Source organism: Rhizobacter fulvus (genome assembly GCF_964020785.1).
Map to the genome: position 1 here is coordinate 2,587,482 of NZ_OZ224516.1, position 26,161 is coordinate 2,613,642.

Sequence of the window (26,161 nt, forward strand, 5' to 3'; positions counted from 1 at the left end):
CACGCCATGACGATCTTCAAGACTTCGCGCCTCGACGCCTCCCGGCGCCGCTTCCTGCGCACCGCCTCGGTCGTGTCGGGTGCGGTCGGCCCGTTCGCGGCGCCGTTCGCGCTCAACCTGGCCAGCCTGAACACCGCGGTCGCGCAGACGACCGACTACAAGGCCATCGTCTGCCTGTTCCTGTACGGCGGCAACGACTCGTCGCACATGGTGCTGCGCACCGACGCGGCGTCGTTCAACGAGTACACGCGCATGCGCTCGGTCGCGCCGGAGTCGATCGCGCTGAAGGCGCCGGGCACCGCGCCGGTCGCGACCGCGCCGCTCGCCTCGCCGGACCGCCTCGGCGGCGTGCGCGCGATCGTGCCCAAGTTCACCGCCGGCATCGCCGGCACCGCGGAGAACAGCCCGCTGACTTTCGCGCTGCACCCGAGCATGCCCGAGGTCGCGACGCTGTTCGGCGCGGGCCGCCTCGCGATCCTGGCCAACGCCGGCCCGCTGGTGCAGCCGCTGACCCGCGCCGAGTACGTGGCCAATGTGCTGCCGCGGCCCAAGGCGCTGGGCTCGCACAACGACCAGCAATCGACCTGGCAGGCGCTCGGCCCCGAGGGCGTGAAGATCGGCTGGGGCGGCCACCTCGGCGACCTGGTCGCGAGCAGCAACGCGAACACGGTGTTCACCAGCATCTCGGTGTCCGGCAACGCCGTCTTCTCGGCGGGCGAGACGGTGTTCCAGTACCAGGTCGGCAGCGGCGGCGCGACGCAGATCGGCGGGCTCAGCGGCAACCTGTTCGGCTCGAGCACGGCGGCCGCGACGCTGAAGAGCATCGTCACCGCGAGCAACCAGCACCTGTTCGCGAACGAGTACGGCGCGATCGTCAAGCGCTCGGTCGACGCGCAGGCGGCATTCCAGGTCGCGTACAACGCATCGACCGTGACGGCACCGACCCAGTACGTGCAACCGTCGACCAACAACCTCGCGAACAACAGCCTGGCGCAGCAGCTCCAGACCGTCGCGCGAATCATCGGCGCGCGCAGCGGCCTGGGCGCCAAGCGGCAGGTGTTCTTCGTTTCGATGGGCGGCTTCGACACCCACGACGGCCAGAACGCCAACCAGGCCGACCTGCTGGCGCGCCTGTCGCACGCGCTCGGTTACTTCGACGGCGCGCTCGCCGGGCTCGCCGGTGGCGACATGCGCAACAGCGTCACGCTGTTCACCGCGTCCGACTTCGGCCGCACGCTGACCAGCAACGGCGACGGCACGGACCACGGCTGGGGCAGCCACCACTTCGTCAGCGGCGGTGCGGTCAACGGCGGCGAGATCTTCGGACGCTTCCCGCAGTTCGGTCTCAACCTGAACGACTCGGCCAACAACGCCTACTTGCCGGTCACGTCGGTGGACACGATCGGCAGCACGCTGGGCAAGTGGTTCGGCGCCAGCGACGCGCAGCTCGACACGGTGTTCCCGAACCTGCGCAACTTCCCGCGCGACCTGGGGTTCCTGAAGGCGACCTGAGCGTTCAACCGGCGCCCAGCACGCGCCGGTACTGGATCGCCTCGGCGAGGTGGGCGATGCCGATCGACTCGCTGGCCGCCAGGTCGGCGACGCTGCGCGCCACGCGCAGCACGCGGTGAAAGCCGCGCGCCGACCAGCCGAGGCGCGCCGCGGCACTGCGGAGGAACGAAGCGGTGGCCTCGTCGAGCGCGGTGTGCGCGTCGAGGGCTGCGCCGGCGAGGTCGGCGTTGACGCAGCCCTGGCGTGCCAGGGCACGCGCGCGCGCCACCTGCACGCGCACGGCGATCGCGGCGCTCGGCTCGCCGTCGGGCGCGGCGGCCAGCGCCTCGGGCGCGACGGCGGGCACCTCGACCTGGATGTCGATGCGGTCGAGCAGCGGGCCGCTCAACTTGCCCTGATAGCGCGCGATCGCATCGGGCGTGCAGCGGCAGCTGTTCAGCGCACTGCCCAGATGCCCGCAAGGACAGGGATTCATCGCCGCGAGCAACTGGAAGCGCGCCGGGAACTCCGCCTGGCGCGCGGCGCGCGAGATCACGATGCGCCCGGTCTCGAGCGGCTCGCGCAACGCTTCCAGCGCGCCGCGGCGAAATTCCGTCAACTCGTCGAGGAACAGCACCCCGTGGTGCGCGAGCGAGATCTCGCCCGGCCGCGGCGGCGAGCCGCCCCCGGCCAGCGCCGCGGCCGACGCGGTGTGGTGCGGGGTGCGCAGCACGCGCCGGCCCCAACGTTCGGGTGCGAACGCCCCTGCCAGGCTCAGCACGGCTGCCGATTCCAGCGCCTGTGCATGCGGCAGCGGCGGCAGCAAGCCGGCGAAGCGCTGCGCCAGCATCGACTTGCCCGTGCCGGGCGATCCGACCATCAACACGCTGTGCGAGCCCGCCGCGGCGACCTCGAGCGCACGTTTGGCACCGGCCTGCCCCTTCACGTCCCGGAGGTCGGGGCCGGCCGCAATGGTGGGCTGCGGGCTGGCCACGACGAGTGGCAACGGGACCGGCGCCGCGTCGCCCGCCGGGCGCATCGCGGCGACGACCTCGAGCAGGTGCCCGGCGCCGTGGATCACCAGGCCGTCCACCAGCGCCGCCTCGCGCGCGCTCGCCTGCGGCAGCACGAGCGCACGCATGGGTCCGGCGCGGTGACGCTGCAGCGCAAGCGCCATCGCGAGCGCGCCGCGCACCGGGCGGAGTTCGCCGCCGAGCGAGAGTTCGCCGGCGAACTCGAAGCCGCCGAGTCGCGCCGGGTCGATCTGCCCGCTGGCGGCGAGGATGCCGAGCGCGATCGGCAGGTCGAAGCGGCCGGATTCCTTGGGCAGGTCGGCCGGGGCCAGATTGACAGTGATCCGCTTGTTGGTCGGGAAATCGAGCCCGCTGTTCTGGATCGCCGCCCGCACGCGTTCTCGCGCTTCCTTGACCTCGGTGTCCGCGAGCCCGACAAGCGTGAAGCTGGGCAAGCCGTTGGCCAGGTGCACTTCGACGGTGACTTCGGCCGCATCGAGGGCGTGCAGCGCGCGGCTGTGGATGACGGACAGGGACATGGGCGGACCCGGAATGCGACCCGGGCAAGCTATCGGGTTGCGCGTTCTCGCCGTTCCCGCCGCGGTGCGAAATGTCGCAGGTCGGGCTTTTGACGTGTCAAGTGCGTGCGAGCCGTGCACTTTCATGCATTCGACTGCAGCCAATGCGCGGAATTGGTGCGGTCGAGTCGGATGCATCTCTTTGGTGCGGAAAAGCCCCACGAGAAGGTCAGCCATCGGGTCCGCCCAGCCGTAACGAGCTGCAAGGCCGCTGGCACACATCGTGCAAAACCGGGGCATCCCTTCAGAAAACCCCCAACGGAGCTCCACGATGACCAAGTCGATTCTCTTTCTCGCGATCGCCACGACCCTGACCGGCGCGGCCTATGCCGAAGACCCGGCGGCGCCGTTCCCGCTGACCGCCAACATCAGCCTGACCAGCAACTACAAGTACCGCGGCCAGGACCAGGGCAACAACAAGCCGGCTGTCCAGGGCGGTTTCGACTGGTCGGCCAACGGCTTCTACATCGGCAACTGGAACTCGAGCATCGGCTTCACGAACGCGGGTGTCGAGATGGACTTCTACGCCGGCTACAAGGGCGAGATCACCAAGGAGTTCACCTACGACGTGGGCATCCTGCAGTACTACTACCCGCAGAAGGACAAGACGGTCGACTTCAACACGACCGAGATCTACGGCGCTCTGAGCTATGGCCCGGCCACGCTGAAGTACTCCCACACGGTGTCGAAGGACTACTTCGGCTGGGGCGGCGGCACCTACAGCGGCCGCAACACCGGCTACATCGACCTGTCGGCCAACTTCCCGCTCGTCGACGCGCTGACGCTGAACACCCACGTCGGCTACACGCGCTACTCGAGCGACCTGCGCAACAACGTCTCGGTGCCGAACTACTACGACTACAAGGTCGGCGTGACCTATGACCTGAGCAAGTTCGCCGGCTCGGGCGTGTCGATCTCCGGTGCCGTCGTCGGTGCGAACAAGAAGGACTTCTACGGTGACATCAACAAGGTCCGCTTCATCGCGACCCTGACCAAGTCCCTGTAATCCGGTCGGCGGCCGCTGCGCCGCCGTTGCTTTCACTCTCCGATCAGAAAGAGGTTCGACCATGAAGATGGTGACCGCCATCGTCAAGCCGTTCAAGCTTGACGAAGTCCGCGAAGCCCTCAGCGCCATCGGCGTCCAGGGCATCACGGTGACCGAAGTCAAGGGCTTCGGCCGCCAGAAGGGCCACACCGAGCTGTACCGCGGCGCGGAGTACGTCGTCGATTTCCTGCCGAAGGTGAAGATCGAGGCCGCCGTCGACGACGCGATCGTCGACCGGGTCATCGAGGCGATCGAAGGCGCGGCGCGCACCGGCAAGATCGGCGACGGCAAGGTATTCGTGTCGGCGCTCGAGCAGGTGGTCCGCATCCGCACCGGCGAGACCGGCAAAGACGCTCTCTGAAGCACAGGACAACTACAACCATGAGAAAACTCATTGCTTCGATGGTCCTGGGCTTCGCCGCCCTGGGCCTGTCCGGCGTCACGCTGGCGCAGGATGCCGCTTCGGCGCCTGCGGCTGCGTCCGCCGCCGCCCCCGAGGCCGCCTCGGCCGCAGCGCCTGCGGCGGCTGCCTCCGGCGCGGATGCGGCTTCGGCCCCGGCCGCCGCCGCCTCGACCCCGGTCGCCAACAAGGGCGACGTGGCCTGGATGATCGTCGCCACGCTGCTCGTCATCATGATGACGGTGCCGGGCCTGGCGCTGTTCTACGGCGGCCTGGTGCGCAGCAAGAACATGCTGTCGGTGCTGATGCAGGTGATGGTCACGTTCTCGATGATCGTCGTGCTGTGGTGCGTGTACGGCTACAGCCTGGCGTTCACCGAAGGCAACGCGTTCATCGGCGGCTTCGACCGGCTGTTCCTGAAGGGGCTGTTCGATCCTGCGACCGGTACGTTCGCGATGGGGGCGACGTTCAGCAAGGGCGTCTACATCCCTGAAATGCTGTTCACCGCCTTCCAGGCGACCTTCGCCGGCATCACCTGCTGCCTGATCGTCGGAGCGTTCGCAGAGCGCGCGAAGTTCTCCGCGGTGCTCGCGTTCATGGTGTTGTGGTTCACCTTCAGCTATGCGCCGATCGCGCACATGGTCTGGTTCTGGATGGGCCCGGACGCGTACACCGGCAAGGAAGTCGTCGACGCGATGAACGCGAAGGCCGGCTACCTGTGGCAGATGGGCGCGCTCGACTTCGCAGGCGGCACGGTCGTGCACATCAACGCGGCCGTCGCCGGTCTGGTCGGTGCGTACATGATCGGCAAGCGCGTCGGCTACGGCAAGGAGGCGTTCACGCCGCACTCGCTGACGCTGACGATGGTCGGTGCTTCGCTGCTGTGGGTCGGCTGGTTCGGCTTCAACGCCGGCTCGGCGCTCGAAGCCGGCAACAGCGCCGTCCTGGCCTTCATGAACACCTTCAGCGCCACCTCCGCGGCGGTGCTGGCCTGGTGCCTCGGCGAAATGCTGATGAAGGGCAAGGCCTCGATGCTGGGTGCGGCCTCGGGTGCGGTCGCCGGTCTGGTCGCGATCACGCCGGCGGCCGGCAACGTCGGCCTGATGGGCGCGATCGTCGTCGGCTTCATCGCCGGCTTCGCCTGCCTGTGGGGTGTCACGGGCCTGAAGAAGATGCTGGGCGCGGACGACTCGCTCGACGTGTTCGGCGTGCACGGTGTCGGCGGCATCGTCGGCGCGCTGCTGACCGGCGTGTTCAATGCGCAATCGCTCGGCGGCCCGGGGCTGGTGGGCGACTGGGTCACGGCCTCGGTCACCTCCAACGCGATCGGCGCGCAGGTCTGGATCCAGCTGAAGGCGGTGCTGCTGACCGTCGTCTGGTCGGGTGTCGTGTCGATCGTCGCCTACTTCATCGTCGACAAGGTCATCGGCCTGCGTGTCAACGAGGAAGACGAGCGCGAGGGCCTGGACATCAGCGCCCACGGCGAGACCGCGTACCACAACTGACGCGCGTCGCGCGTGACCGGGGGCCGCCGCGAGGCGGCCCTTTTTCGTTGGCGCCGCGGGTTGCGTGGCGCGATGGGCGCCCCCAGATGCCTAGAATCCCACCATGGTTCCCCACCTCATCACCGCCCTGAACGGCCCGATCAACGAACTCGAGCAGCGCATCCTCGAGTCGCTGCCCGCGATCGAGCGCTGGTTCCGGCTCGAGTGGATGGAGCACACGCCGCCGTTCTACACCTCGGTCGACGTGCGCAACGCCGGCTTCAAGCTGGCGCCGGTCGACACCAACCTGTTCCCCGGGGGCTTCAACAACCTGACGGTCGAGATGCTGCCGCTGGCCGTGCAGGCCGCGATGGCCGCGATCGAGAAGATCTGCCCCGAAGCCAAGAACCTGCTGCTGATCCCCGAGAAGCACACCCGCAACACGTTCTACCTCGCGAACGTGCAGCGGCTCATGCAGATCTTCCACATGGCCGGCCTCAACGTGCGCCTGGGAACGCTCGACGAGACCATCACCCAGCCCACCGAGCTCGCGCTGCCGGACGGCAGCACGCTGACGCTCGAGCCGCTGCTGCGCACCCGGGGCCGGCTCGGCCTGAAGAACTTCGACCCGTGCACGATCCTGCTCAACAACGACCTCTCGGCCGGCGTGCCGAAGGTGCTGGAGAACCTGCACGAGCAGTATCTGCTGCCGCCGCTGCATGCCGGTTGGGCGATGCGGCGCAAGACCAACCACTTCCACGCCTATGAGGAGGTCGCGAAGAAGTTCGCCAAGCTCCTGGGCATGGACCCGTGGCTGATCAACCCGATGTACACCAAGTGCGGCGAGGTCAACTTCGAGGACGGCACCGGCGACGAATGCCTGATGACCAACGCCGAGGCGCTGCTCGGCAAGGTGCGCCGCAAGTACAAGGAATACGGCATCCAGGAGAAGCCGTTCATCATCGTCAAGGCCGACGCCGGCACCTACGGCATGGGCATCATGACCGTGCGCGATCCGAAGGACCTGGCCGACCTGTCGCGCCGCACGCGCAACAAGATGAGCGTCGGCAAGGACGGCCGCGAGGTCCACGAGGTCATCCTGCAGGAAGGCGTGCCGACCTACGAGCGCGTCAACGACGCGGTCGCCGAGCCGGTCGTCTACATGATCGACCGCTACGTGGTCGGCGGCTTCTACCGCGTCAATGCCGAGCGCGGCATCGACGAGAACCTGAACGCCCCGGGCGCGCACTTCGCGCCGCTCGCGTTCGCCGAGCACAACCAGTTGCCCAAGCCCGGCGCCAAGCCCGGCGCGAGCGCGCCGAACCGCTTCTACATGTACGGCGTGATCGCGCGCCTGGCCATGGTGGCCGCCAGTTACGAGCTCGAAGCGACCGACCCGAACGCCGAGGTCTACGAGTAAGTCCGTCGCGCCGCCGCGGCCCCATCCCGTGAAAAGCAAACCCGGCCCGGCGCGCACCGCGGCGCTGACCCTCGGCGCACTCGGCGTTGTCTACGGTGACATCGGCACGAGCCCGCTGTACGTGATGCAGACGGTGTTCGACCCCGCCAACGGCCTGGCGCTGACGCCGGCCAACCTGACGGGCATCGTCTCGCTGATCTTCTGGTCGCTGATGGTGGTCGTCACGCTGAAGTACGTGACCCTGATCATGCGCGCCGACAACCACGGCGAAGGCGGCATCATGGCCCTCCTGTCGCTGGCCGCCTCGTCCGTGTCCGACCGGCCGCGCCTGCGTGCCGGGCTGCTGCTGATCGGCGTGTTCGGCGCCGCGCTGTTCTACGGCGACGGCGTGATCACGCCGGCGATCTCGGTGCTCTCGGCGATCGAGGGGCTGAAGCTCGCGACGCCGTGGCTGACGCCGTATGTCGAGGAGATCGCGGTGGCGGTGCTGATCGCGCTGTTCCTGCTCCAAAAGCACGGTACCGCCGGCATCGGCAAGGTGTTCGGGCCGGTGATGGTCGTGTGGTTCGCGGTGCTGGCCGGCATGGGTCTCTTCCACCTGCTCGAGGCGCCGGCGATCCTCGCGGCCCTGAATCCGCTCGAAGCGCTGGCGTTTGCGCTGCATCACCGCTGGCTGGCGTTCATCGCGCTCGGCTCGGTCGTGCTCGCACTGACGGGTGCCGAGGCGCTGTACGCCGACATGGGCCACTTCGGCGCCGGACCGGTGCGGCTGTCCTGGTTCGCCTTCGTGCTCCCGGCGCTGGCGCTCAACTACTTCGGCCAGGGCGCGCTGCTGCTCGCGCACCCGACGGCCATCGAGAACCCGTTCTTCCGCATGTTCCCGGGCTGGGCACTGGTGCCGATGGTGCTGCTGGCGACCGCCGCGACGGTGATCGCCTCGCAGGCCGTGATCTCGGGCGCGTTCTCGATGACCAAGCAGGCGATCCAACTCGGCTTCCTGCCGCGCATGCGCATCGTCCACACCTCCGCCAAGGAGGCCGGGCAGATCTACGTGCCGGCCGTCAACGCGGCGCTGCTGGTCGCGGTCATCGCCGCGGTGCACGGCTTCGGCTCCTCGACCGCGCTCGGCGCGGCCTACGGCATCGCGGTGACGGGCACGATGCTGATCACCACGCTGCTGACGTTCTACGTGCTGCGCTACGCCTGGAAATTCAGCCTGCTGCCGGCACTGCTGGCCACAGGCTTCTTCTTCGCGATCGACGTGGTCTTCTTCTCGGCCAACCTGCTGAAGATCGTGCAGGGCGGCTGGTTCCCGCTGGTGATCGGCACGCTGATCTTCACCGGCATGGTCACCTGGGCGCGCGGCCGCGAGCTGCTGTCGGCCAGCCTGCGCGCCGACGCGATCGAACTCCAGCCCTTCCTGAAAAGCGTGCTGTCCGACCCGCCGATGCGCGCACCCGGTGCCGCGGTGTTCATGAACGCGGTCGCCGACCTGACGCCCACCGCGCTGCTGCACAACCTGAAGCACAACAACGTGCTGCACGAACTCAACCTGTTCGTCACCGTGCACACCCACGACGTGCCATGGGTGCCGTTCGCGGAACGGGCGCGCGCGCGCCAGCTGTGCAAGGGCTGCTGGGAGGTCACGCTGAACTTCGGGTTCAAGAACGACGTCGACGTGCCTGCCGCGCTCGAGCTGCTGCAGGGCCACGGCTTCGAGCTGGACCCGATGACGACCTCGTACTTCCTCTCGCGCGCGACGATCGTTCCGTCGCTGGGCGCCGGCATGGCCCCCTGGCGCGAGAAGCTGTATGCCAGCATGCACCGCAATGCCGCATCGGCCGCGGACTTCCTGAACCTGCCCCCGAACCGGGTGGTCGAGCTCGGCACCAAGGTACAGATCTGACGACGGCCCGTGACGTTTTGGGCGCTGCCGTGGGCGCACAATCACCCGACAAGAATTTCCGGCAGTCCGCTTGAGCTCCTCTTCCTCGTCCCACAAGTCCGGCATGGCCGGGCTCATGCTCGCCGCCATCGGGGTCGTCTACGGCGACATCGGCACCAGCCCGCTTTACGCGCTGAAGGAGGTGTTCGCGCACGGCCACGTGATCCTGACCGCCGAGAACATCTACGGCGTGCTGTCGCTGGTGTTCTGGACCCTGACCGTCGTCGTCTCGATCAAGTACGTGGCGTTGATCCTGCGCGCCGACAACAACGGCGAGGGCGGCCTGATCGCGATGCTGGCGCTCGCTTCGACGGCAGTGCGCGGTCGGCCGGCGCTGCGCCGCAAGCTGCTGCTGCTGGGCATCTTCGGCACCGCGATCTTCTTCGGCGACGGCGTGATCACCCCGGCGATCTCGGTGCTCTCGGCGGTCGAAGGCCTCGAGGTGGCGGCGCCGGCGCTGCACAAGTACGTCATCCCCATCACGCTGATGGTGCTGACGGCTCTGTTCATGGTGCAGCGCCACGGCACCGCCAGCGTCGGCAAGATGTTCGGCCCGGTGATGGTGACGTGGTTCCTGGTGCTGGCGCTGCTCGGCGTGATCCACATCGCCGAGAACCCGGCGATCCTGTGGGCGCTGAGCCCGCACTACGCGCTGATCTTCCTGGTCGGCAACCCGGGCGTCGCGTTCATCGCGCTGGGCTCGGTCGTGCTGTGCGTGACCGGCGCCGAGGCGCTGTACGCCGACATGGGCCACTTCGGCAAGCGCCCGATCCGCCTGGCCTGGTTCAGCCTGGCGATGCCGGCACTGGTCCTGAACTACTTTGGCCAGGGCGCGATGCTGCTCGAGCACCCCAGTCGCGTGAAGAACCCGTTCTTCGAGATGGCGCCCGAGTGGGCGCTGTTCCCGCTGATCGTGCTGGCCACCTGCGCCACGGTCATCGCGTCGCAGGCGCTGATCACCGCGGCGTTCTCGGTCACCAAGCAGGCCACGCAGCTCGGCTACCTGCCGCGGCTGCGCATCCTGCACACCTCCGTTCGCGAGGCCGGCCAGATCTACGTGCCGTTCATCAACTGGAGCCTGTACGTCTGCATCGTGATCGCGGTCGTGGTGTTCGGCTCGACCACTAAGCTGGCCGCGGCCTACGGCATTGCCGTGACGATCGACATGCTGATCACGACCACGATGACCTTCTTCGTGATCCGCTACGGCTGGAAGTACCCGTGGTCGCTGTGTTTCGGCGCGACCTTCTTTTTCTTCATCGTCGACTTCGTCTACTTCAGCGCCAACGTGGTCAAGGTGTTCGACGGCGGCTGGTTCCCGGTCGCGATCGGCGGCGTGATGTTCACGCTGATGATGACCTGGAAGCAGGGCCGCAAGCTCATGTCGGCCCGGCTGCGCGAGGACGCGATCGACCTGAAGAGTTTCCTCGAGGCGGTGTTCGTGAGCCCGCCGACCCGCGTGCAGGGCACCGCGGTGTTCCTGGTCAGCGACCAGGGCATCACGCCGAATGCGCTGCTGCACAACCTCAAGCACAACAAGGTGCTGCACGAGACCAACCTGTTCGTCACCGTCAAGCAGCACGAGGTGCCGTGGATCGGCTTCGACAAGCGCTGCGAGATGGAAGCGCTCGGCCACGACTGCTGGCAGGTCACGCTGAACTTCGGCTTCAAGAACGAGCCGGACGTGCCCGAGGCGCTGGCGTTGCTGGAGCGTCGCGGCTGCGTGATCGACGAGATGGACACCTCGTACTTCCTGTCGCGCGACATCGTGATGCCGACGATCGGCGGCGGCATGGCCGACTGGCGCGAGAAGCTCTTCGCCAGCATGCACCGCAACGCCGCCGCCGCGGCCGACTTCCTGAGCCTGCCGACCAACCGGGTGGTGGAGCTGGGGTCCAAGGTCGAGATCTGACCCGGCGGCGGCGCCGCGCGGCGCCACGATCCGGCCGTTCGGGCCGACGCTATCCTCCTTCCGATGCGCTCGCCTCTCCAAGATCTCTCCCTCTCGGCGGCGACGGCCGGTTTCGTCGCGGTGCTCGTCGGCTTCACCAGTTCGGTCGCGATCGTGTTCTCGGCCGCGACCGCGCTCGGTGCCACACCGGCGCAGATCAGTTCGTGGATGTGGGCGCTCGGCCTGGGCATGGGGCTGTGCACCGCGCTGCCGTCGCTGTGGCTGCGCCAGCCGGTGATGGTGGCGTGGAGCACGCCGGGCGCGGCGGTGCTCGCGACGGCGGGTGTCGCCGGCGGCTTCGGCATGGCGGAGGCGACCGCGGCATTCATCGCCTGCGCGGCGCTGATCACGCTGTTCGGCGTGACCGGCTGGTTCGAGAAGCTGCTGGGCCGCATCCCGATGCCGATCGCCAGCGCGTTGCTCGCCGGCGTGCTGACGCGCTTCGGGCTCGATGCGTTCGTCGCGCTGAAATCGGCCTTCGGCCTCGTGCTGGCGATGCTGCTGGCCTACCTGGTCGGGCGCCGCCTGTGGGCGCGCTACGCGGTGCCGGTGGTGCTGCTGGTCGGGATCGGCTATGCCGCGGTCGAAGGCCGGCTGCATCTGGGCGGCGTGCAGTGGGGACTGACCTTGCCGGTGTTCACGAGCCCCGAATTCACGTGGCGCGCGACGGTGAGCCTGGCGCTGCCGCTGTTCGTCGTGACGATGGCCTCGCAGAACCTGCCGGGCGTCGCGGCGATCCGGGCCGCGAAATACGACATGCCGATCTCGAAGATCATCACGCTGACCGGCGTGGCGACACTGGTGCTCGCGCCGTTCGGTGCCTTTGCGTTGAACCTTTCGGCGATCACCGCGGCGATCTGCATGGGCCGCGAGGCGCATCCCGACCCGGACAGACGCTACATGGCCGCAGTCGCGTGCGGCGTGCTGTACTGCATCGTCGGCCTGTTCGGTGCCGCGGTGACGGGCGTGCTGACCGCGTTCCCGCGCGAACTCGTCGTCGCGATCGCGGGATTGGCGCTGCTCGGCAGCATCGGCGGCGGGCTGGCGGTGGCGCTCGCCGACGACGCGTACCGCGAGGCCGCGCTGATCACCTTCCTCGTGACGCTCAGCGGCGTGAGCCTGGCCGGCATCGGCTCGGCGTTCTGGGGCGTCGTCGCCGGCGCGCTGGCGCTTTTTGTGCAACAGTGGCGGCCCCGCGCCTCCCGTCTCCGATCATGAAACTGCTCTTCGTCGCCGATCCGCTCGACACCTTCAAGACCTACAAGGACTCGACCTTCGCGATGATGCGCGAGGCCGCGTCGCGCGGCCATGAACTGCTCGCTTGCGAGCCGCAGGACGTGATGTGGCAGCGCGGCGGCCGGGTCAGCGCGCCGCTGCGGGCGTTCACGCTCACCGGTGACGCCTACGACTGGTTCAAGCCGCAGGGCGAGCCGCAGGTGACCGCGCTCGCCGATGTCGACGCGGTTGTGATGCGCAAGGACCCGCCGTTCGACAGCGAATACTTCTACGCCACCCACCTGCTCGGCCAGGCCGAGCGTGAGGGCGCGCGTGTGTTCAACAGCCCGCGCGCGCTGCGCGACCACCCCGAGAAGCTCGCGATCCTCGAGTTCCCGCAGTTCATCGGGCCCACGCTGGTGACGCGCAGCGAAGCGGACATCAAGCGCTTCCACGCCGAGCACCGGGACATCATCCTGAAGCCGCTCGACGGCATGGGCGGCATGGGCATCTTCCGTGTCGGGCCCGACGGCCTGAACCTCGGCAGCATCACCGAGACGCTGAACAAGGGCGGCGCCGAGACCGTGATGGTGCAGAAGTACCTGACCGAGATCGTCAAGGGCGACAAGCGCATCCTCGTGATCGACGGCGTGCCGGTGCCGCACGCGCTCGCGCGCATCCCGCAGGGCAGCGAGATCCGCGGCAACCTGGCGGTCGGCGGCAAGGGCGTCGCGCAGCCGCTGAGCGCCCGCGACCGCGAGATCGCCGAGGCCATCGGTCCGGTGCTCGCGAAGCGCGGGCTGCTGCTGGTCGGCCTCGACGTGATCGGCGATTGCCTGACCGAGATCAACGTCACGAGCCCGACCGGCTTCCAGGAAATCACGCAGCAGAGCGGGTTCGACGTGGCGAAGATGTTCGTCGATGCGCTGGAGTCCGCGCTGAAGAACTGAGTCACGGGGATAATCCGCGTTTTCCCTGAGAGTCGTGCGCGCGTGATGCGCGGCGGCACACGCGTGACCCCATGGCCATTCTTTCCCTCTCCAACGCCCACCTCGCCTTCGGCCACGTGGCCCTGCTCGACAACGCGGCGTTCTCGCTCGAGATCGGCGAGCGGCTCGGCCTGATCGGTCGCAACGGCGCCGGCAAGTCGTCGATGCTGAAGATCATCGCCGGGCTGGAGAAGCTCGACGACGGGCTGCTTCAGATGACACAGGGCGTGCGCATCTGCTACGTGCCGCAGGAGCCGACTTTCGAGCCCGGGCACAGCGTCTACGAGGCGGTCAGCGAGGGCGTGGCCGAGGCGCGTGATGCGCGCCAGGCCTACGAGGAACACGCCGACGGCGTCGATCTCGACGCGCTGCAGACCCGCATCGAGGCGCTCGATGCATGGAACTGGGAGCAGCGGGTCGACACCACGCTGCACCAGCTCCACCTCGACGGCACACGCGAGATCAGCGAGCTCTCGGGCGGCATGAAGAAGCGCGTGGCGCTGGCGCAGGCGCTGGTCGCGGTGCCCGACGTGCTGCTGCTCGACGAGCCGACCAACCACCTGGACCTCGATTCGATCGCCTGGCTCGAAGAGCTGCTGCGCGGTTTCAAGGGCGCCGTGATGCTGATCACCCACGATCGCGCGTTCCTCGACGGCGTGGCCACGCGGATCATCGAGCTCGACCGCGGCATCATCCGCAGCTACCCCGGCAACTTCACGGCCTACGAGCGCATGAAGGAAGAGCAGCTCGCGTCCGACGCGCTCGCCAATGCGCGGGCCGACAAGCTGCTCGCCGCCGAAGAGGTCTGGATCCGCAAGGGCGTCGAGGCCCGCCGCACGCGCAGCGTCGCGCGCATCCAGCGCCTGGAGGTGCTGCGCGACCAGCGCCAGAAGCGCCGCGATTCGCTCGGCCAGGTGCGCCTGGAAGTCGACTCCGGCGCGCCCAGCGGCAAGATCGTCGCCGAACTCAAGGAGGTGTCGTTGCGCTTCGGGGAGAAGGTCATCGTGAAGGACTTCAGCGCCACGATCCTGCGCGGCGACAAGGTCGGCCTGATCGGCCCGAACGGCGCCGGCAAGACGACGCTGCTGAAGCTGATCCTCGGCGAGCTGCAGCCCGACAGCGGCAAGATCCGCCAGGGCAGCAAGCTCGAGGTCGCGTACTTCGACCAGATGCGCAGCACGCTGAACCTGGACGCGACACTGGCCGACACGATCAGCCCGGGCAGCGAGTGGGTCGAGTTCGCCGGCCAGCGCAAGCACGTGATGAGCTACCTGAACGACTTCCTGTTCTCCCCCGAGCGCGCCAACTCGCCGGTGCGCACGCTCAGCGGCGGCGAGCGCAACCGCGTGCTGCTGGCCCGCCTGTTCGCGCTGCCCGCCAACGTGCTGGTGCTCGACGAGCCGACCAACGACCTCGACATCGACACCCTCGAATTGCTGGAGGAGCTGCTGCAGTCGTACAAGGGCACGGTCTTCCTCGTCAGCCACGACCGCCGCTTCCTCGACAACGTCGTGACCAGCACGATCGTCTGGGAAGGCGACGAGGCGCCGGGTCGCTGGCGCGAGTACGAAGGTGGCTACGAGGACTGGAAGATCCAGCGCGACCGCGCCAACGCGATCCGCGAGCAGGCCGCCCGTGCCGCCCGCGCCAAGGACACCCCGCCCGCCGCCAGGCCGGCCGCGCCCGCGCCCGCTGCGCCGGCCGCCAAGGCGCGCAAGCTCAGCTACAAGGAACAGCGCGAACTCGACGAACTGCCCAAGCGCATCGAGGCGCTGGAGGCCGAGCAGAAGGAGCTGGCGACGTTCCTCGCTCAGCCCGAGTCCTACGCCAAGGAGGCCGACCGCGCGATGAAGGCGCAGACGCGCGTTGCGGCGATCGACGACGAGCTGCTGGCCGCGATGGAGCGGTGGGAAGAACTCGGCGCGCGCTGAGCGCGCCCGGTACGGTCAGCCGCCGAACCAGCTCTCGCGCACCGCGTCGGGGTGCGAGCGGCTGACGATCAGCCCGGCCTGCAGGTACAGCGCGTTGAGCATGCGCGCCGCGCGCTCGCGGTCGAAGGCCGGCCACGCCGCGATGGCGCTGAGGGGCATTGCCTGCAGGCGCAGGCGCTCGATCGCCGCTCGCAGGCTGCCGCTGATCGGCGCGGTGTCCAGGTCGAGCGCCGGCGAGACCCGGTAGACCGCGGGCCCGGCGATCTCCGGCAGCAGGTCGCGACGCGGGCCGCGCAGCGCGAGCACCCACAGCAGCGGGGCCAACGATCGGTACAGGCGCGGCTCGCCGATCAACTCGCGCACCGGATCGCCGGGCGGCCGGAGGGTGGCCGGCTCGAGATGCATCACGTGCAGGTGCTGCAGGTGGCGCTCGACGAGTTCGTCCAGGTCGATCGGGCAGTGCACGAGGCGCTCGTACGGGAAGACCGTCAATGGCACCACCCGGGCGCCGCATTGCAGGTGGACCGTGACGCGGGACGAGTGCCGCAGGCACGCCGCCATCACCTCCACGATCTCGTAACTGCCGGTACGCTGTTCATGCCGCCAGAGGTCGGCTTGCAGCGACGAACTCAGCTGGGACAGGCGCGTCGCGGGGCTGCCCGGCACCGAGTCGGCGTCGAGTTCCTCGAGGTAGCGCTGGTACGAGCTCGCCTTCAACAGTTCGGGTTCGCCGAACGGAATGGTCGAATCGAAGAGTTCACCTTTGATCACGACGGTATTTTCACCTGTAACCCCTGCTTACGCGCAACTTCGCGTCGACTTTGACCTTGCGATGTAACCGGTCACCCGCGCCGGCGGATCAGCGACGCGCGGCGTCCAGCGCGCGCCAGAAGCGCGGGTCGTGGGACGTGGCGAAGTTGATGCGCATCAGGGTCGTCGGGCGATGCGTGGCGTGGAACAGCGCTCCGGGAGCGATCAACCAGTCGTCCAGCAACACCTGCGCCAGGCGCTCGGTGTCGGTGCCGACATCGACCCAGCCGAACAGGCCGCGCGGTGGCGCCGCGAAGCTGCAACCGTGGGCCTCGACCAGCGCGATTGCCCGTTCGCGCGCCTGGGCGAGCTTGTCGGCGACGCGCTCGGTGTGGCGGCGCAGGCCGCCCTGTTCCAGGCAGTGCGCCAGCGCCAGTTCGGTGAGGCCGGGTGTGGTCAGTGTGGTCAGCAGCTTGGTGTCGATCAGCCGGTCGACCAGCGCATGCGGGGCTGCGATGAAGCCGACGCGCCAGTTCGGCACCAGGATCTTCGAGAAGCCCGAGACATAGACCGTGCGCTCCAGCGCGTCGAGGGCGGCCAGGCGCGGCAGGTGCGCCGGCGCCAGGTGCGCGTAGGTGTCGTCCTCGACGATGTGGAGGTCGTTGGCCTGCGCGAGTTGCAGCACCCGGTGTGCGGCCTGCAGCGACAGCGAGGCACCGGTCGGGTTGTTCAGCACCGAGACGGTGACGTACAGCCGGGGCCGCTGCGCCGGCTTCTGCGCGTCGATCAGGTGCTGCATCGCGACCAGGTCCGGCCCGTCGTCGCCGCGGGGCACCGGCAGCACGCGCATCCCGAGGGCCGCCAGGCGCGCGTATTCGACCGACCACCCGGGTTCGTCGACGAGCACGCTGTCGCCGGCGCGCAGCAGCGTGCGGGTCAGCACGTCGAGCGCGTGGGTGGCGCCGATCGTCGTGACGATCTGCTGCGGCGAGGCGGTGACGCCGAAATCCGCGAGCTTGGCCGACAGGGCTGTGCGCAATCGCAATTCGCCGGCCGGCTCGCCATACTGCAGCGACACCGCGCCGAGTTGCGCGCTGCTGCTGACCTTGCGCAGCGCCGCGGTCAGCAGCGGCAGGTCGAGCCAATCGGCCGGCAGGGTGCCCAGGCCTGGCATCGGGCGCGCGCCGGGCGGCTGGAACATGCCGCGGATCAGCGCCGTCGCGCTGACCGGCAGCGGCATCGCCGGCGCCCGCCCGGCGGACGGTGCGGTCACGCTCGAGGCGCGCGCGACCGTCGATTCCCGCACGAAGAACCCCCGTTGCTTGCGGGCCTCGACCAGCCCGAGCGCCAGCAACTGGTCGTAGGCGGCGACCACGGTGTGCGGGCTGACCTGGTGGCGACGGGCGCATTCGCGCACCGAGGGCAGCCGCGCCCCGGGGGGAGCAGGCGTTGCCGGATGCGCTCGATGAACCGGGCAGCCAGCTGCTCGGTCAGCGTGGTATCGGCCGCGCGCGTGAGCGGGAGCGACAGGGTGACGGCGTCGTTCATGGGGCTTGTGCCGCCGGCAGGTCCGATACAGATGCGCTAGACGTATCCCAAAGTGTACTGGTTCTGTGCTGGTGTGTGGACGTAGACTGCCGGCATGGGCACGACCACCGCGCACGACGAAACCCGGGGCCTGTGGCTCGGCCTGCTGGGTGTCGTGATCTTCGCGATGACGCTGCCGATGACCCGCCTGGCCGTCGGCCCGGCGGCCGACCCTCAACTGCCGCCGCTGTTCGTGACCGCCGGCCGCGCCGCCGTCGCGGGCCTGCTGAGCATCGGCTACCTCTGGATCACGGGCGCGCCACGCGTGCAGCGCCGCCACCTGCCGGCGCTGTTCACGTCGGCGCTCGGCACGGTGGTCGGGTTCCCGCTGTTCCTGAGCCTGGCACTGCGCCAGGTCGACGCGATGCACGCGGCGGTCGTCACCGGGCTGATGCCGCTGGCGACCGCGGTCGGCGCGGCCCTGTGGTTCCGCCAGCGCCCGTCGAACGGGTTCTGGATCTGCGCCGGCCTGGGCTGTGCGATGGTGCTCGCGTTCGCCACGTACCGCGGCGCCGGGCACGTCAGCGCCGCGGACGGGCTGCTGCTGCTGGCGGTGTTCTTCACCGCGGTGGGCTACGTGTCCGGCGCGCGTGTCGCGGGCGAGCTGCCGGCCGAACAGGTGATCTGCTGGGTGCTGGTGCTCAGCCTGCCGCTCACCTTGCCCGCGATGCTCGCGACCTGGCCGACGGCGCCGGTGCGGGCCAGCGCGTGGGGCGGCTTCACCTACGTCACGCTGTTCTCGATGTGGCTCGGCTTCTTCGCGTGGTACCGCGGCCTGGCGCTCGGCGGCACCGTGCGCGTCAGCCAGGTGCAGCTGGTGCAGCCGTTCCTGGCGCTGCTGTTCGCGGTGCCGGTGCTCGGCGAGACGCTCGACGCCGTGACCGTGATGTTCTCGCTGGCGGTGATCGCCGTCGTGTTCGTCGGCAAGAAGATGCCGGCTCATTCCCCATCGCTCCAACCCCGGATTCCGTGATGACGATCCCTTCTTCCAATCCCTGGCAGCTCGCACGCCGCGCCGAGCGCATGAACCCGTCGGTGATCCGCGAGATCCTGAAGGTCACGGAGCGGCCGGGGATCATCTCGCTGGCCGGCGGCCTGCCGTCGCCGGACAGCTTCCCGATCGACGCGATGCGCGAGGCCAGCGCCCGCGTGCTGCGCGACAGCCCGCGCGAGGCGTTGCAGTACGCCGCGAGCGAAGGCTACGGGCCGCTGCGCGAATGGGTCGCCACGCAGATGGCGGCGCAGGGTCTTCGCGTCGATGCGTCGCAGGTGCTGATCACGACCGGCTCGCAGCAGGGCCTCGACCTGGTCGGCAAGGTGCTGATCGACGCCGGCAGCACGGTGGCCGTCGAGTCGCCGACCTACCTCGGCGCATTGCAGGCGTTCGCACCCTACGAACCCGAGGTTGTGACGGTACCCTGCGACGACGACGGCCCGCTGGCCGCCGGCCTGGCCGTCGCGAAGGGCGCCCGCTTCCTGTACATGCTGCCGAACTTCCAGAACCCGAGCGGTCGCTGCATGGGCGAGGCGCGGCGCGCCGCGCTGGTCGACGCGGCCCGCGCGATCGGGCTGCCCATCGTCGAGGACAACCCGTACGGCGACCTGTGGTTCGACGCCGAGCCGCCGCCCTCGCTCGCGTCGCGCTGGCCCGAGGGGACGGTCTACCTCGGCTCGTTCTCGAAGGTGCTGGCGCCGGGCCTGCGGCTCGGCTACGTGATCGCGCCGCCGGCGATGATGCCGAAGCTGCTGCAGGCCAAGCAGGCGGCCGACCTGCACACGCCCGGCTTCAACCAGCGCGTCGTGCACGAAGTGATCCGCGACGGCTTCCTGCGCGACCACGTGCCGACGATCCGCGCGCGCTACAAGCAGCAGCGCGATGCGATGCGCGCGGCGCTCGAGGCGCATCTGCCGCCCGGCTGCCGCTGGAACGTGCCGAGCGGGGGGATGTTCTTCTGGGTCGAATTGCCCGCCGGCGTCGACGCCACCGCGCTGCTGCCGAAGGCGGTCGACCTCGGCATGGCCTATGTGCCCGGCGCCGCGTTCTTCGCCGCCGACCCGAAGCCGAACACGTTGCGGCTGTCGTTCGTCACGGTGTCGCCGGCGGAGATCGAGCGCGGCGTGGCGCTGCTGGCGCGGGCGTTGAAGGGCGACCGATGAGCACGCTTCGCTTCACGCAGCTGGATGTGTTCACCGACACCGCGCTGCTCGGCAACCCGCTCGCGGTCGTCCACGACGCCAACGCGCTGACCGATGCGCAGATGGCCGCGTTCGCGCGCTGGACCAACCTCAGCGAAACCACCTTCCTGCTGCCGCCGACCGATCCGGCCGCCGACTACCGCGTGCGCATCTTCACGCCGCAGCGCGAGCTGCCTTTCGCCGGCCACCCGACCCTGGGGAGCTGCCATGCCTGGCTCGCCGCCGGTGGCAGGGCGCGCGCTGCCGCCGAGGTCGTGCAGCAGTGCAGTGCCGGCCTGATCCGCGTGCGGCGTGGCGGCGCGCGGCTCGCGTTCGCGGCGCCGGCGTGTGTGCGCAGCGGCCCGCTGGAGGACGAACTGCTGGCGCGCGTCGCCACGGCATTGGGCCTGCGAGGCGAGGAGGTGGTCGATCACCAGTGGGTCGACAACGGCCCAGGCTGGAGCGCGATCCGCTTGGGCTCGGCCGACGCGGTGCTGGCGCTGCGGCCGGACTGGCCGGCGCTGAAGGGCATCAAGCTCGGCGTCGTCGGCGCCCATGCGCCTGGCCACGACGCGCAGTTCGAGGTGCGCGCGCTGATCGGCGAAGGGCCGGGCTATGAAGACCCGGTCACGGGCAGCCTGAACGCGAGCTTGGCGCAGTGGTTGATCGCCAGCGGCGCCGCACCCGAGCGCTACGTGGCCGCGCAGGGCAGCTGCCTGCAGCGCCGCGGCCGCCTGTTCATCGAGCGTGTCGACGGGCAGGTCTGGGTCGGCGGGCACAGCGTCGACTGCATTCACGGCGAGCTGACGTTGTAAGCGCGGGCGACGCGATGACGCTCGCGCTCGACCACCTCGTGATCGCCGCGCGCACGCTGGCCGAGGGCGTGGCCTGGTGCGAGGCCACGTTGGGCGTGCGGCCCGAGGCCGGCGGACGGCACGCCTTCATGGCCACCCACAACCGCGTGTTCACCATCGGCTCCGCAACGTTTGCGCGCGCCTATGCCGAGATCATCGCGATCGACGTGGAGGCGCCGGCGCCGACGGGACATGCGCGCTGGTTCGATCTGGACGATGCGGCGCTGCAGCGCTCGCTGGCCAGCGCCGGACCCCAGCTCGTGCACTGGGTCATGCGCTGCGAAGACATCATCGCCACCCGCGATGCGCTGCGTGCCTGCGACATCGAATGCGGCGAGTTGACGGACGCCGAGCGCATGACGCCGCAGGGCCTGCTGCGCTGGAGGATCAGCGTGCGCACCGACGGCCGGCGCCCGCGCGAAGGTGCGGTGCCGGCGCTGATCGCGTGGGGCGACGCGCACCCGACCGACGCGTTGCCATCGAGCGGCGTGGTGCTGCGGTCGCTGAGCGTGTCGGGCTGGCCGGCGACGCTGTCCGCATGGCTGCCGCGCGCGGTCATCCCCGACGGGTCCGCCGAGGCGGCCCCGCTCTGCGTCGAACTGGACACGCCGCGCGGCGCCGTCACCCTCCGCTCACCCCGCCTGAACGCCTGACGATGAACGACGACCGCCATCCCCTCGACCGCGCCCGCCGCCTCGTCCGCGACGCCATGCCGCCGACGCCGCAGCAGCGCTGGCCCCTGCTCGACCAGCGCCTCGGCGCGCAGGCCTGGGTCAAGCACGAGAACCACACCGCCGTCGGTGCATTCAAGCTGCGCGGCGGGCTGGTCTACTTCGACGCGCTGCGGCGCCGCGAGCCGCAGTTGCGCGGCGTCGTCAGTGCGACGCGCGGCAACCACGGCCAGTCGGTCGGCTTCGCGGCGCGCCGCCACGGCCTGCAAGCGACCATCGTCGTGCCGCGCGGCAACTCGGTCGAGAAGAACGCCGCGATGCGCGCGCTCGGCGTCGAGTTGATCGAGCACGGTGACGATTTCCAGGCCGCGCGCGAGCATGCGGCGGCACTCGCTCGCGACCGCGGGTTGCACATGGTGCCGTCGTACCACGACGACCTGGTGCGCGGTGTCGCGAGCTACTGGCTGGAGTTCTTCGATGCGGTCGAGCCCGAGGTCGTGTTCGTGCCGATCGGCCAGGGCTCGGGCATCTGCGCCTGCGCCTTGGCGCGCGCTCATGCGGGCGTGAAGACCAGGATCATCGGCGTGGTTTCGGCGCATGCGACCGCGTACCAGCAGTCGTTTCTTGCGGGCCGCGCGATCGAGGCGCCGGTCACGACCGACCTCGCCGACGGCATGGCCTGCCGCGTGCCCGACGAGCAGGCGCTGGCGATCATCCGCCGCGAAGTCGACGACGTGGTGGCAGTCACCGACGGGCAGGTGGCGGACGCGATGCGCGTGCTGTTCGCCGACACCCACAACGTCGCCGAAGGCGCGGGAGCCGCATCGCTCGCCGCCGCGCTACTGCAGCGCGAGCGCTGGGCCGGTCGATGCATCGGGCTGCCGCTCACAGGCGGCAATGTCGACAGCGCGGTGTTCGCGCGGGTGCTGGGCGGGGGCTGAGGGCGACAGTGGCGCTTCGCGCGCCTCGTCAACTGCGCCAGCGCCACGCGCGAGCCAGGGCCGCGCGTGCGGCCTCGTCCTGCGGGGATCGCGCGTGACCATGCGGTAGCGCCGCGTAGCGCCGCCACCGTGGTGATGATCGTCACGTTCGCGATCGCGCGCTTGTCTTGGCCGAGCCAGACCAGCCGATAGGTCAGGCTGACGCTGGGGCCGAGGTCTCCGCCGTTGCAGTCGACGCCGGCGGCCTGGGCGTCGGGTCGCAGGTCGTCCCCGTCATGGAGTGCCCTGTGTCAAAGCGAATGGATCGCGGCGAGCCCCAGCCCGAATCCTGTGAAGATTTGCGCGAAGTCCTTCATGTTGCGCACGAACGCGCGACCCCAGGTCTCGAAGTCGAGCTGATTCGGGACGATCAACGCGTCGCCCGGTTGCATGACCTGCGACTCCAGCTTGTTTCGGCCCCAGAAGCCGCGGTTGTCGTTCGCATGGCTCACGGTGCCATCGGCGCGCAGGATGAACATGTTGGCAGGCTCCGCGGCCTCGTCGGCGCCGGCCAGCTTCAGGTATTCCCCGGCGGTCCGGCCTGGCTTCCACAGGAACGCATTGCTGTTGACGACCGCGCCGGCGACCGTCACAAAGCCCGGGCGCGCCGGCACGGTGATGCGATCACCCGCTTCCAGAGGAACGGCGGGCAGTTCGGCCAGCGTCGAGGCTTCGGCTGACAGCTCGAGGGCGATGCGCCCGTTGGGCTGCACATTCCGCAGCCGGCCGAGTTGCGCCTGCGTGGCGGCATTGCTGACTGCCGCGGTGGTTGCCGCGCCTTGCGCATCGTCGCGCCGGTTGGCCGCGTCGCGCGCCGCCTGTACGGCCGACAGCGCCTCCAGCCTGGCGATCGCCGCCGTCAGGTTTTCGCGTTGGCGCAGCCGCGTCTCCTCGCGGCTGAATTCAAGACCGTAGAGGTAGGCTTGCGGGGTGAAGCCGCCGGCGCGCGCGATGAGGCTTTGCAGTGTGTCCCCCGGCTGCAATTGGTAGACGCCGGGGGACGAGACTTCGCCTTCGAGCGAGACCAGGCGCGTCTGGCGCGATACCGGCACGCGGATGTCCTTCTGGCTGTAGACCGTGACCACGTCGCCGGCCATCAGCTCGACGTTGCTCGCGTCGTCGCCCTGAAGCACCGCCTTGCCGAGGTTGAACGGGATGACCTGGGTGCTCAGTGTGCGGGTGTCGAGCCGCTCGATCACTGCGTAGTCCCAGTTCAATTCGTCGAAGAGCGGCGTCGGCGCGCGTTTCGACGCAGCGACGATCGCCAGGTCGTCGGCCCGCCGCTGGCGCTCGGCGCGGCTGCGCTGCATGCCCGAGTTGTCCATCGATGGGACGTTGCCGGCGGCTTGATCGTCCCGGGCGTTTCCGCTCGTGCCATCGTTGCGGTTCGACGCGTTGTTGTTCGCGCCGCCGGCTGCTGCAGCGGCGGTTCCGGCCAGACCGCCCGAATTCGTCTCGTTCATCCTGGGACCGCTCTGCAGCGGTCGATTGTTGGCGTCCAGCACGGGGCGCCCGTTGCGGTAGCGCGTGTCGTTGGGCCGCAGATCGACGTCCTCGTCGACGATCTGCACCAGCAGGTTCTTGCGGCGGTAGAAGTCGGGGGATATGAGCGCGTCGCGGTCCGGGATCAGGTCGCGGATGCGCATGCCAGGCGTGAAGGGGTAGCGCAGCGGTTGCGCCACGTGACCGCGCAAGGTCACCGCATTCGCAAACTGGGGCGAGATGGGCAACAGGGTCAGCACGTCGCCGTCGCGCAGCTGCTTCAGCAGGCCTGCGCCGTCGAGCTTGAACTCCTCGACAAAACGGGCCGCGCGCTGTGCCACATCGATCCGCTCGAGTTGCGCGCGATTGGGGTTCGCCAACGTCGGTGTGCCTCCCGCGTAGCGGAGCACTTCGCGCACCGGCTCCTGCGGCGTCTTCAATTCGTAGATCGCGGGCGTGTCGAGCGCGCCATTGAGCGCGACCCGGGCGCCGGCCGGCTGGAACACGACCACGTCACCCGCAACGAGCTGCATGTCCTTGGACTTGTCCCCTTGCACCAGGAACTCGTAGATGTCGAGTTCCGAGATCACCTTGCCGTCGCGTCGCAGCAGCACCTTGCGCATCGAGCCGTTCGGCGCCGGGCCGCCCGCCATCACGACCGCCGACAGCAAGGTCGACTGGCTCGCCAACGTGAAGACGCCGGGCTGCTGAGCAGGGCCGACGACGAACACCTTGACGCCGCGCAGCTGTCCCAGCGACGCGCTCAGGTCGAAGTTGGTGTACAGCCGTCCGATCTGGGTGCGCAGGTGCTTCTCGAGGTCCGCGGCTTTCACGCCGGTGACGTTGAAGCTGCCGACTTTCGGCAGGTTGAGCAGGCCATTGCGATCGACGGTGCTGCGGTAGTCGACGTCGATCGAGCCCCACGCGCGAATCAGGACTTCGTCCCCGGGCCCGACGGTGTAGTCGGCCGACACCGGCACGTTGTCCAGGGGTGTCGACGGGTCGGTCGCGTCGGCGAAGAAGCTGGTGCCGAACAGAGGCAGCAGTCGACCGGTCGCGCCTTCAACGAACTTCTGGAATTCGCCCGGCTTCGGCGGCGGCAGGTCGGTTCGACGCACCGTCAGTTCAGGGCGTGTCGATTGGCGATACAGATCGCGGAAATCGAATGCCGAGCCGATGGAAGCGCGCGAGCCTCCTGTGATGCTCGGCATTCCCAGTGGCAACCCTTGCCCCTGTCCTTGCAGGGCGCCGCCCTGCTGCGTCGAGCCCGAATAGCCTGGCGTGCCGAAGCTGCCGCTGCCGTTCTGCGGATCGTCGGCAGCATGCGCGAGACCCGCTGCGAGCGCGAGGCCGCAGAGCAGGCGGGCGAGGAGCCGACGGCCAGGGGCGGCGGGGAAGCGAGGACGGAAGACTGTCATGAGGGTGTCGGCCACGGATTCGGTATCGGGCGTCGGCCGCTCGCGGCCGACGCGATCGCTGCGTCGGGGAGTCGATCCACGGGTCGCGGCAGCACGTTGTTCTCGACCGCAGATCGGGTCAGCGCGCGAGTTTAGCGGAAGGCCGGGGCCTGCCTCGGCCCGCGGGCGGGCCCAAAAAGTAAAGCCTGCGCCGCTTCCGCGACGCAGGCCCGTGGCGTCCGATACGGCCTATTCCTTGCGGTAGTTGTCGTGGCAGGCCTTGCAGCTCTTGCCCGTCTCACCGACCGCGGCCTTGATCGCGTCGAGGTTGCCGCCCTTGGCCGCGACGTTCAGCTTGGCCATTTCTTCCTGCATCTTCGTGGCAGCGGCGTTGAACTTGTCCATCTCGGTCCAGATCTTCGGCTCCGCCTTGGTGTCGCCCTTGTCCGTGCCGGGGACGAAGCCGGCATACGGCAGCTTGGACATCACGGTCGCGATCTCGGCGTTGTCCGCCGCGGCCTTCGCGTCGAACGGGATGCGGCCGTTCGCCATCGCGGCCACGCGGCCGAAGTGCGTGCCCATCACCGTGAAGGCGGCCTTGCGGTACTTGATCGCGTCTTCGGGCTTGGCGAACTGGGCGGCGGCGGGCAGGGCGATGGCGCTGCCCAGCAGCGCGGCGCCGGTCATCAGCAGTGTCGGGACAAAGCGTTTCATGCGGTCGGTTCTCCTCGCCGGTGGCGGTGGTGGGTCGGGTGGGGCGCCGGGACACTGCGGTCCCCCCATGACCCGGCGCTGGCGAGTGT

At 69.3% G+C, this 26,161-nt stretch carries 19 protein-coding genes and 1 pseudogene; 15 read left to right on the top strand and 5 right to left on the bottom strand.

Annotation, left to right across the window (positions count from 1 at the left end; translation table 11 throughout):
- The first annotated feature begins 6 nt into the window (after window positions 1–6).
- A complete protein-coding gene (locus tag ACWH49_RS12320; RefSeq protein WP_448171740.1) occupies window positions 7–1,512 on the top strand; it encodes a DUF1501 domain-containing protein in 1,506 nt (501 codons plus the stop codon).
- Between the two features lie 4 nt (window positions 1,513–1,516).
- On the opposite strand, the gene ACWH49_RS12325 is transcribed toward ACWH49_RS12320, so the two are convergent.
- The gene (locus ACWH49_RS12325) at window positions 1,517–3,043 is read right to left on the bottom strand and encodes a YifB family Mg chelatase-like AAA ATPase (protein ID WP_448171741.1); all 1,527 of its coding nucleotides are present in this window, start codon (window positions 3,041–3,043) and stop codon (window positions 1,517–1,519) included.
- Window positions 3,044–3,353: 310 nt separating this feature from the next.
- On the opposite strand from ACWH49_RS12325, the gene ACWH49_RS12330 reads away from it, so the two are divergent.
- From ACWH49_RS12330 to ACWH49_RS12370, 9 genes are all read left to right on the top strand, one after another.
- On the top strand, window positions 3,354–4,088 hold the full coding sequence (locus ACWH49_RS12330; protein ID WP_448171742.1) for a TorF family putative porin: 735 nt from the start codon (window positions 3,354–3,356) through the stop codon (window positions 4,086–4,088).
- A 61-nt stretch (window positions 4,089–4,149) separates the two neighbouring features.
- The gene (locus tag ACWH49_RS12335) at window positions 4,150–4,488 is read left to right on the top strand and encodes a P-II family nitrogen regulator (protein ID WP_056472405.1); all 339 of its coding nucleotides are present in this window, start codon (window positions 4,150–4,152) and stop codon (window positions 4,486–4,488) included.
- 20 nt (window positions 4,489–4,508) lie between these two features.
- Window positions 4,509–6,032, top strand: coding sequence for an ammonium transporter (locus ACWH49_RS12340; RefSeq protein WP_448171743.1), 1,524 nt, complete (start codon window positions 4,509–4,511; stop codon window positions 6,030–6,032).
- A gap of 103 nt (window positions 6,033–6,135) precedes the next feature.
- Complete coding sequence (gshA, locus tag ACWH49_RS12345; protein ID WP_056472402.1) at window positions 6,136–7,431, top strand: glutamate--cysteine ligase; 1,296 nt, start codon at window positions 6,136–6,138, stop codon at window positions 7,429–7,431.
- 28 nt (window positions 7,432–7,459) lie between these two features.
- Window positions 7,460–9,337, top strand: coding sequence for a potassium transporter Kup (locus tag ACWH49_RS12350; protein WP_448171744.1), 1,878 nt, complete (start codon window positions 7,460–7,462; stop codon window positions 9,335–9,337).
- Between the two features lie 103 nt (window positions 9,338–9,440).
- Window positions 9,441–11,288 carry a potassium transporter Kup gene (locus ACWH49_RS12355; protein WP_448174345.1) on the top strand — a complete coding sequence of 616 codons (1,848 nt, stop codon included), beginning with the start codon at window positions 9,441–9,443 and terminating at the stop codon, window positions 11,286–11,288.
- Between the two features lie 63 nt (window positions 11,289–11,351).
- A complete protein-coding gene (locus ACWH49_RS12360; RefSeq protein ID WP_448171745.1) occupies window positions 11,352–12,545 on the top strand; it encodes a benzoate/H(+) symporter BenE family transporter in 1,194 nt (397 codons plus the stop codon).
- On the top strand, window positions 12,542–13,492 hold the full coding sequence (gshB, locus tag ACWH49_RS12365; protein WP_448171746.1) for a glutathione synthase: 951 nt from the start codon (window positions 12,542–12,544) through the stop codon (window positions 13,490–13,492). Before ACWH49_RS12360 ends, gshB begins: the two co-directional genes overlap by 4 nt.
- Window positions 13,493–13,563: 71 nt before the next feature.
- Window positions 13,564–15,462, top strand: coding sequence for an ATP-binding cassette domain-containing protein (locus ACWH49_RS12370; RefSeq protein WP_448171747.1), 1,899 nt, complete (start codon window positions 13,564–13,566; stop codon window positions 15,460–15,462).
- A 15-nt stretch (window positions 15,463–15,477) separates the two neighbouring features.
- Here ACWH49_RS12370 and ACWH49_RS12375 read toward each other — a convergent pair whose 3' ends face one another.
- A complete protein-coding gene (locus ACWH49_RS12375; protein ID WP_235580564.1) occupies window positions 15,478–16,233 on the bottom strand; it encodes a hypothetical protein in 756 nt (251 codons plus the stop codon).
- Between the two features lie 88 nt (window positions 16,234–16,321).
- Window positions 16,322–17,760: pseudogene (locus tag ACWH49_RS12380) on the bottom strand (aminotransferase-like domain-containing protein).
- Between the two features lie 94 nt (window positions 17,761–17,854).
- Here ACWH49_RS12380 and ACWH49_RS12385 point away from each other — a divergent pair.
- Genes ACWH49_RS12385 through ACWH49_RS12405 form a run of 5 tightly spaced genes read left to right on the top strand, consistent with a single transcriptional unit; the run spans window position 17,855 to window position 22,440 of the window.
- Window positions 17,855–18,772: a DMT family transporter gene (locus ACWH49_RS12385; protein ID WP_448171748.1), complete on the top strand. Its 918-nt coding sequence runs from the start codon at window positions 17,855–17,857 to the stop codon at window positions 18,770–18,772.
- A complete protein-coding gene (locus ACWH49_RS12390; protein ID WP_448171749.1) occupies window positions 18,772–19,956 on the top strand; it encodes an aminotransferase-like domain-containing protein in 1,185 nt (394 codons plus the stop codon). The genes ACWH49_RS12385 and ACWH49_RS12390 overlap by 1 nt, the downstream gene beginning before the upstream one ends.
- Window positions 19,953–20,789: a PhzF family phenazine biosynthesis protein gene (locus ACWH49_RS12395; protein ID WP_448171750.1), complete on the top strand. Its 837-nt coding sequence runs from the start codon at window positions 19,953–19,955 to the stop codon at window positions 20,787–20,789. The genes ACWH49_RS12390 and ACWH49_RS12395 overlap by 4 nt, the downstream gene beginning before the upstream one ends.
- Window positions 20,790–20,803: 14 nt before the next feature.
- Window positions 20,804–21,481, top strand: coding sequence for a VOC family protein (locus ACWH49_RS12400; protein WP_448171751.1), 678 nt, complete (start codon window positions 20,804–20,806; stop codon window positions 21,479–21,481).
- 2 nt (window positions 21,482–21,483) lie between these two features.
- The gene (locus ACWH49_RS12405) at window positions 21,484–22,440 is read left to right on the top strand and encodes a threonine dehydratase (RefSeq protein ID WP_448171752.1); all 957 of its coding nucleotides are present in this window, start codon (window positions 21,484–21,486) and stop codon (window positions 22,438–22,440) included.
- Window positions 22,441–22,730: 290 nt separating this feature from the next.
- Here ACWH49_RS12405 and ACWH49_RS12410 read toward each other — a convergent pair whose 3' ends face one another.
- Together ACWH49_RS12410 and ACWH49_RS12415 are read right to left on the bottom strand one after the other, a co-directional pair.
- Entirely contained in the window at window positions 22,731–25,379 is a 2,649-nt protein-coding gene (locus ACWH49_RS12410; RefSeq protein ID WP_448171753.1) for an SLBB domain-containing protein, read from the bottom strand.
- A 228-nt stretch (window positions 25,380–25,607) separates the two neighbouring features.
- Entirely contained in the window at window positions 25,608–26,072 is a 465-nt protein-coding gene (locus ACWH49_RS12415; RefSeq protein ID WP_448171754.1) for a c-type cytochrome, read from the bottom strand.
- Window positions 26,073–26,161: the final 89 nt, after the last annotated feature.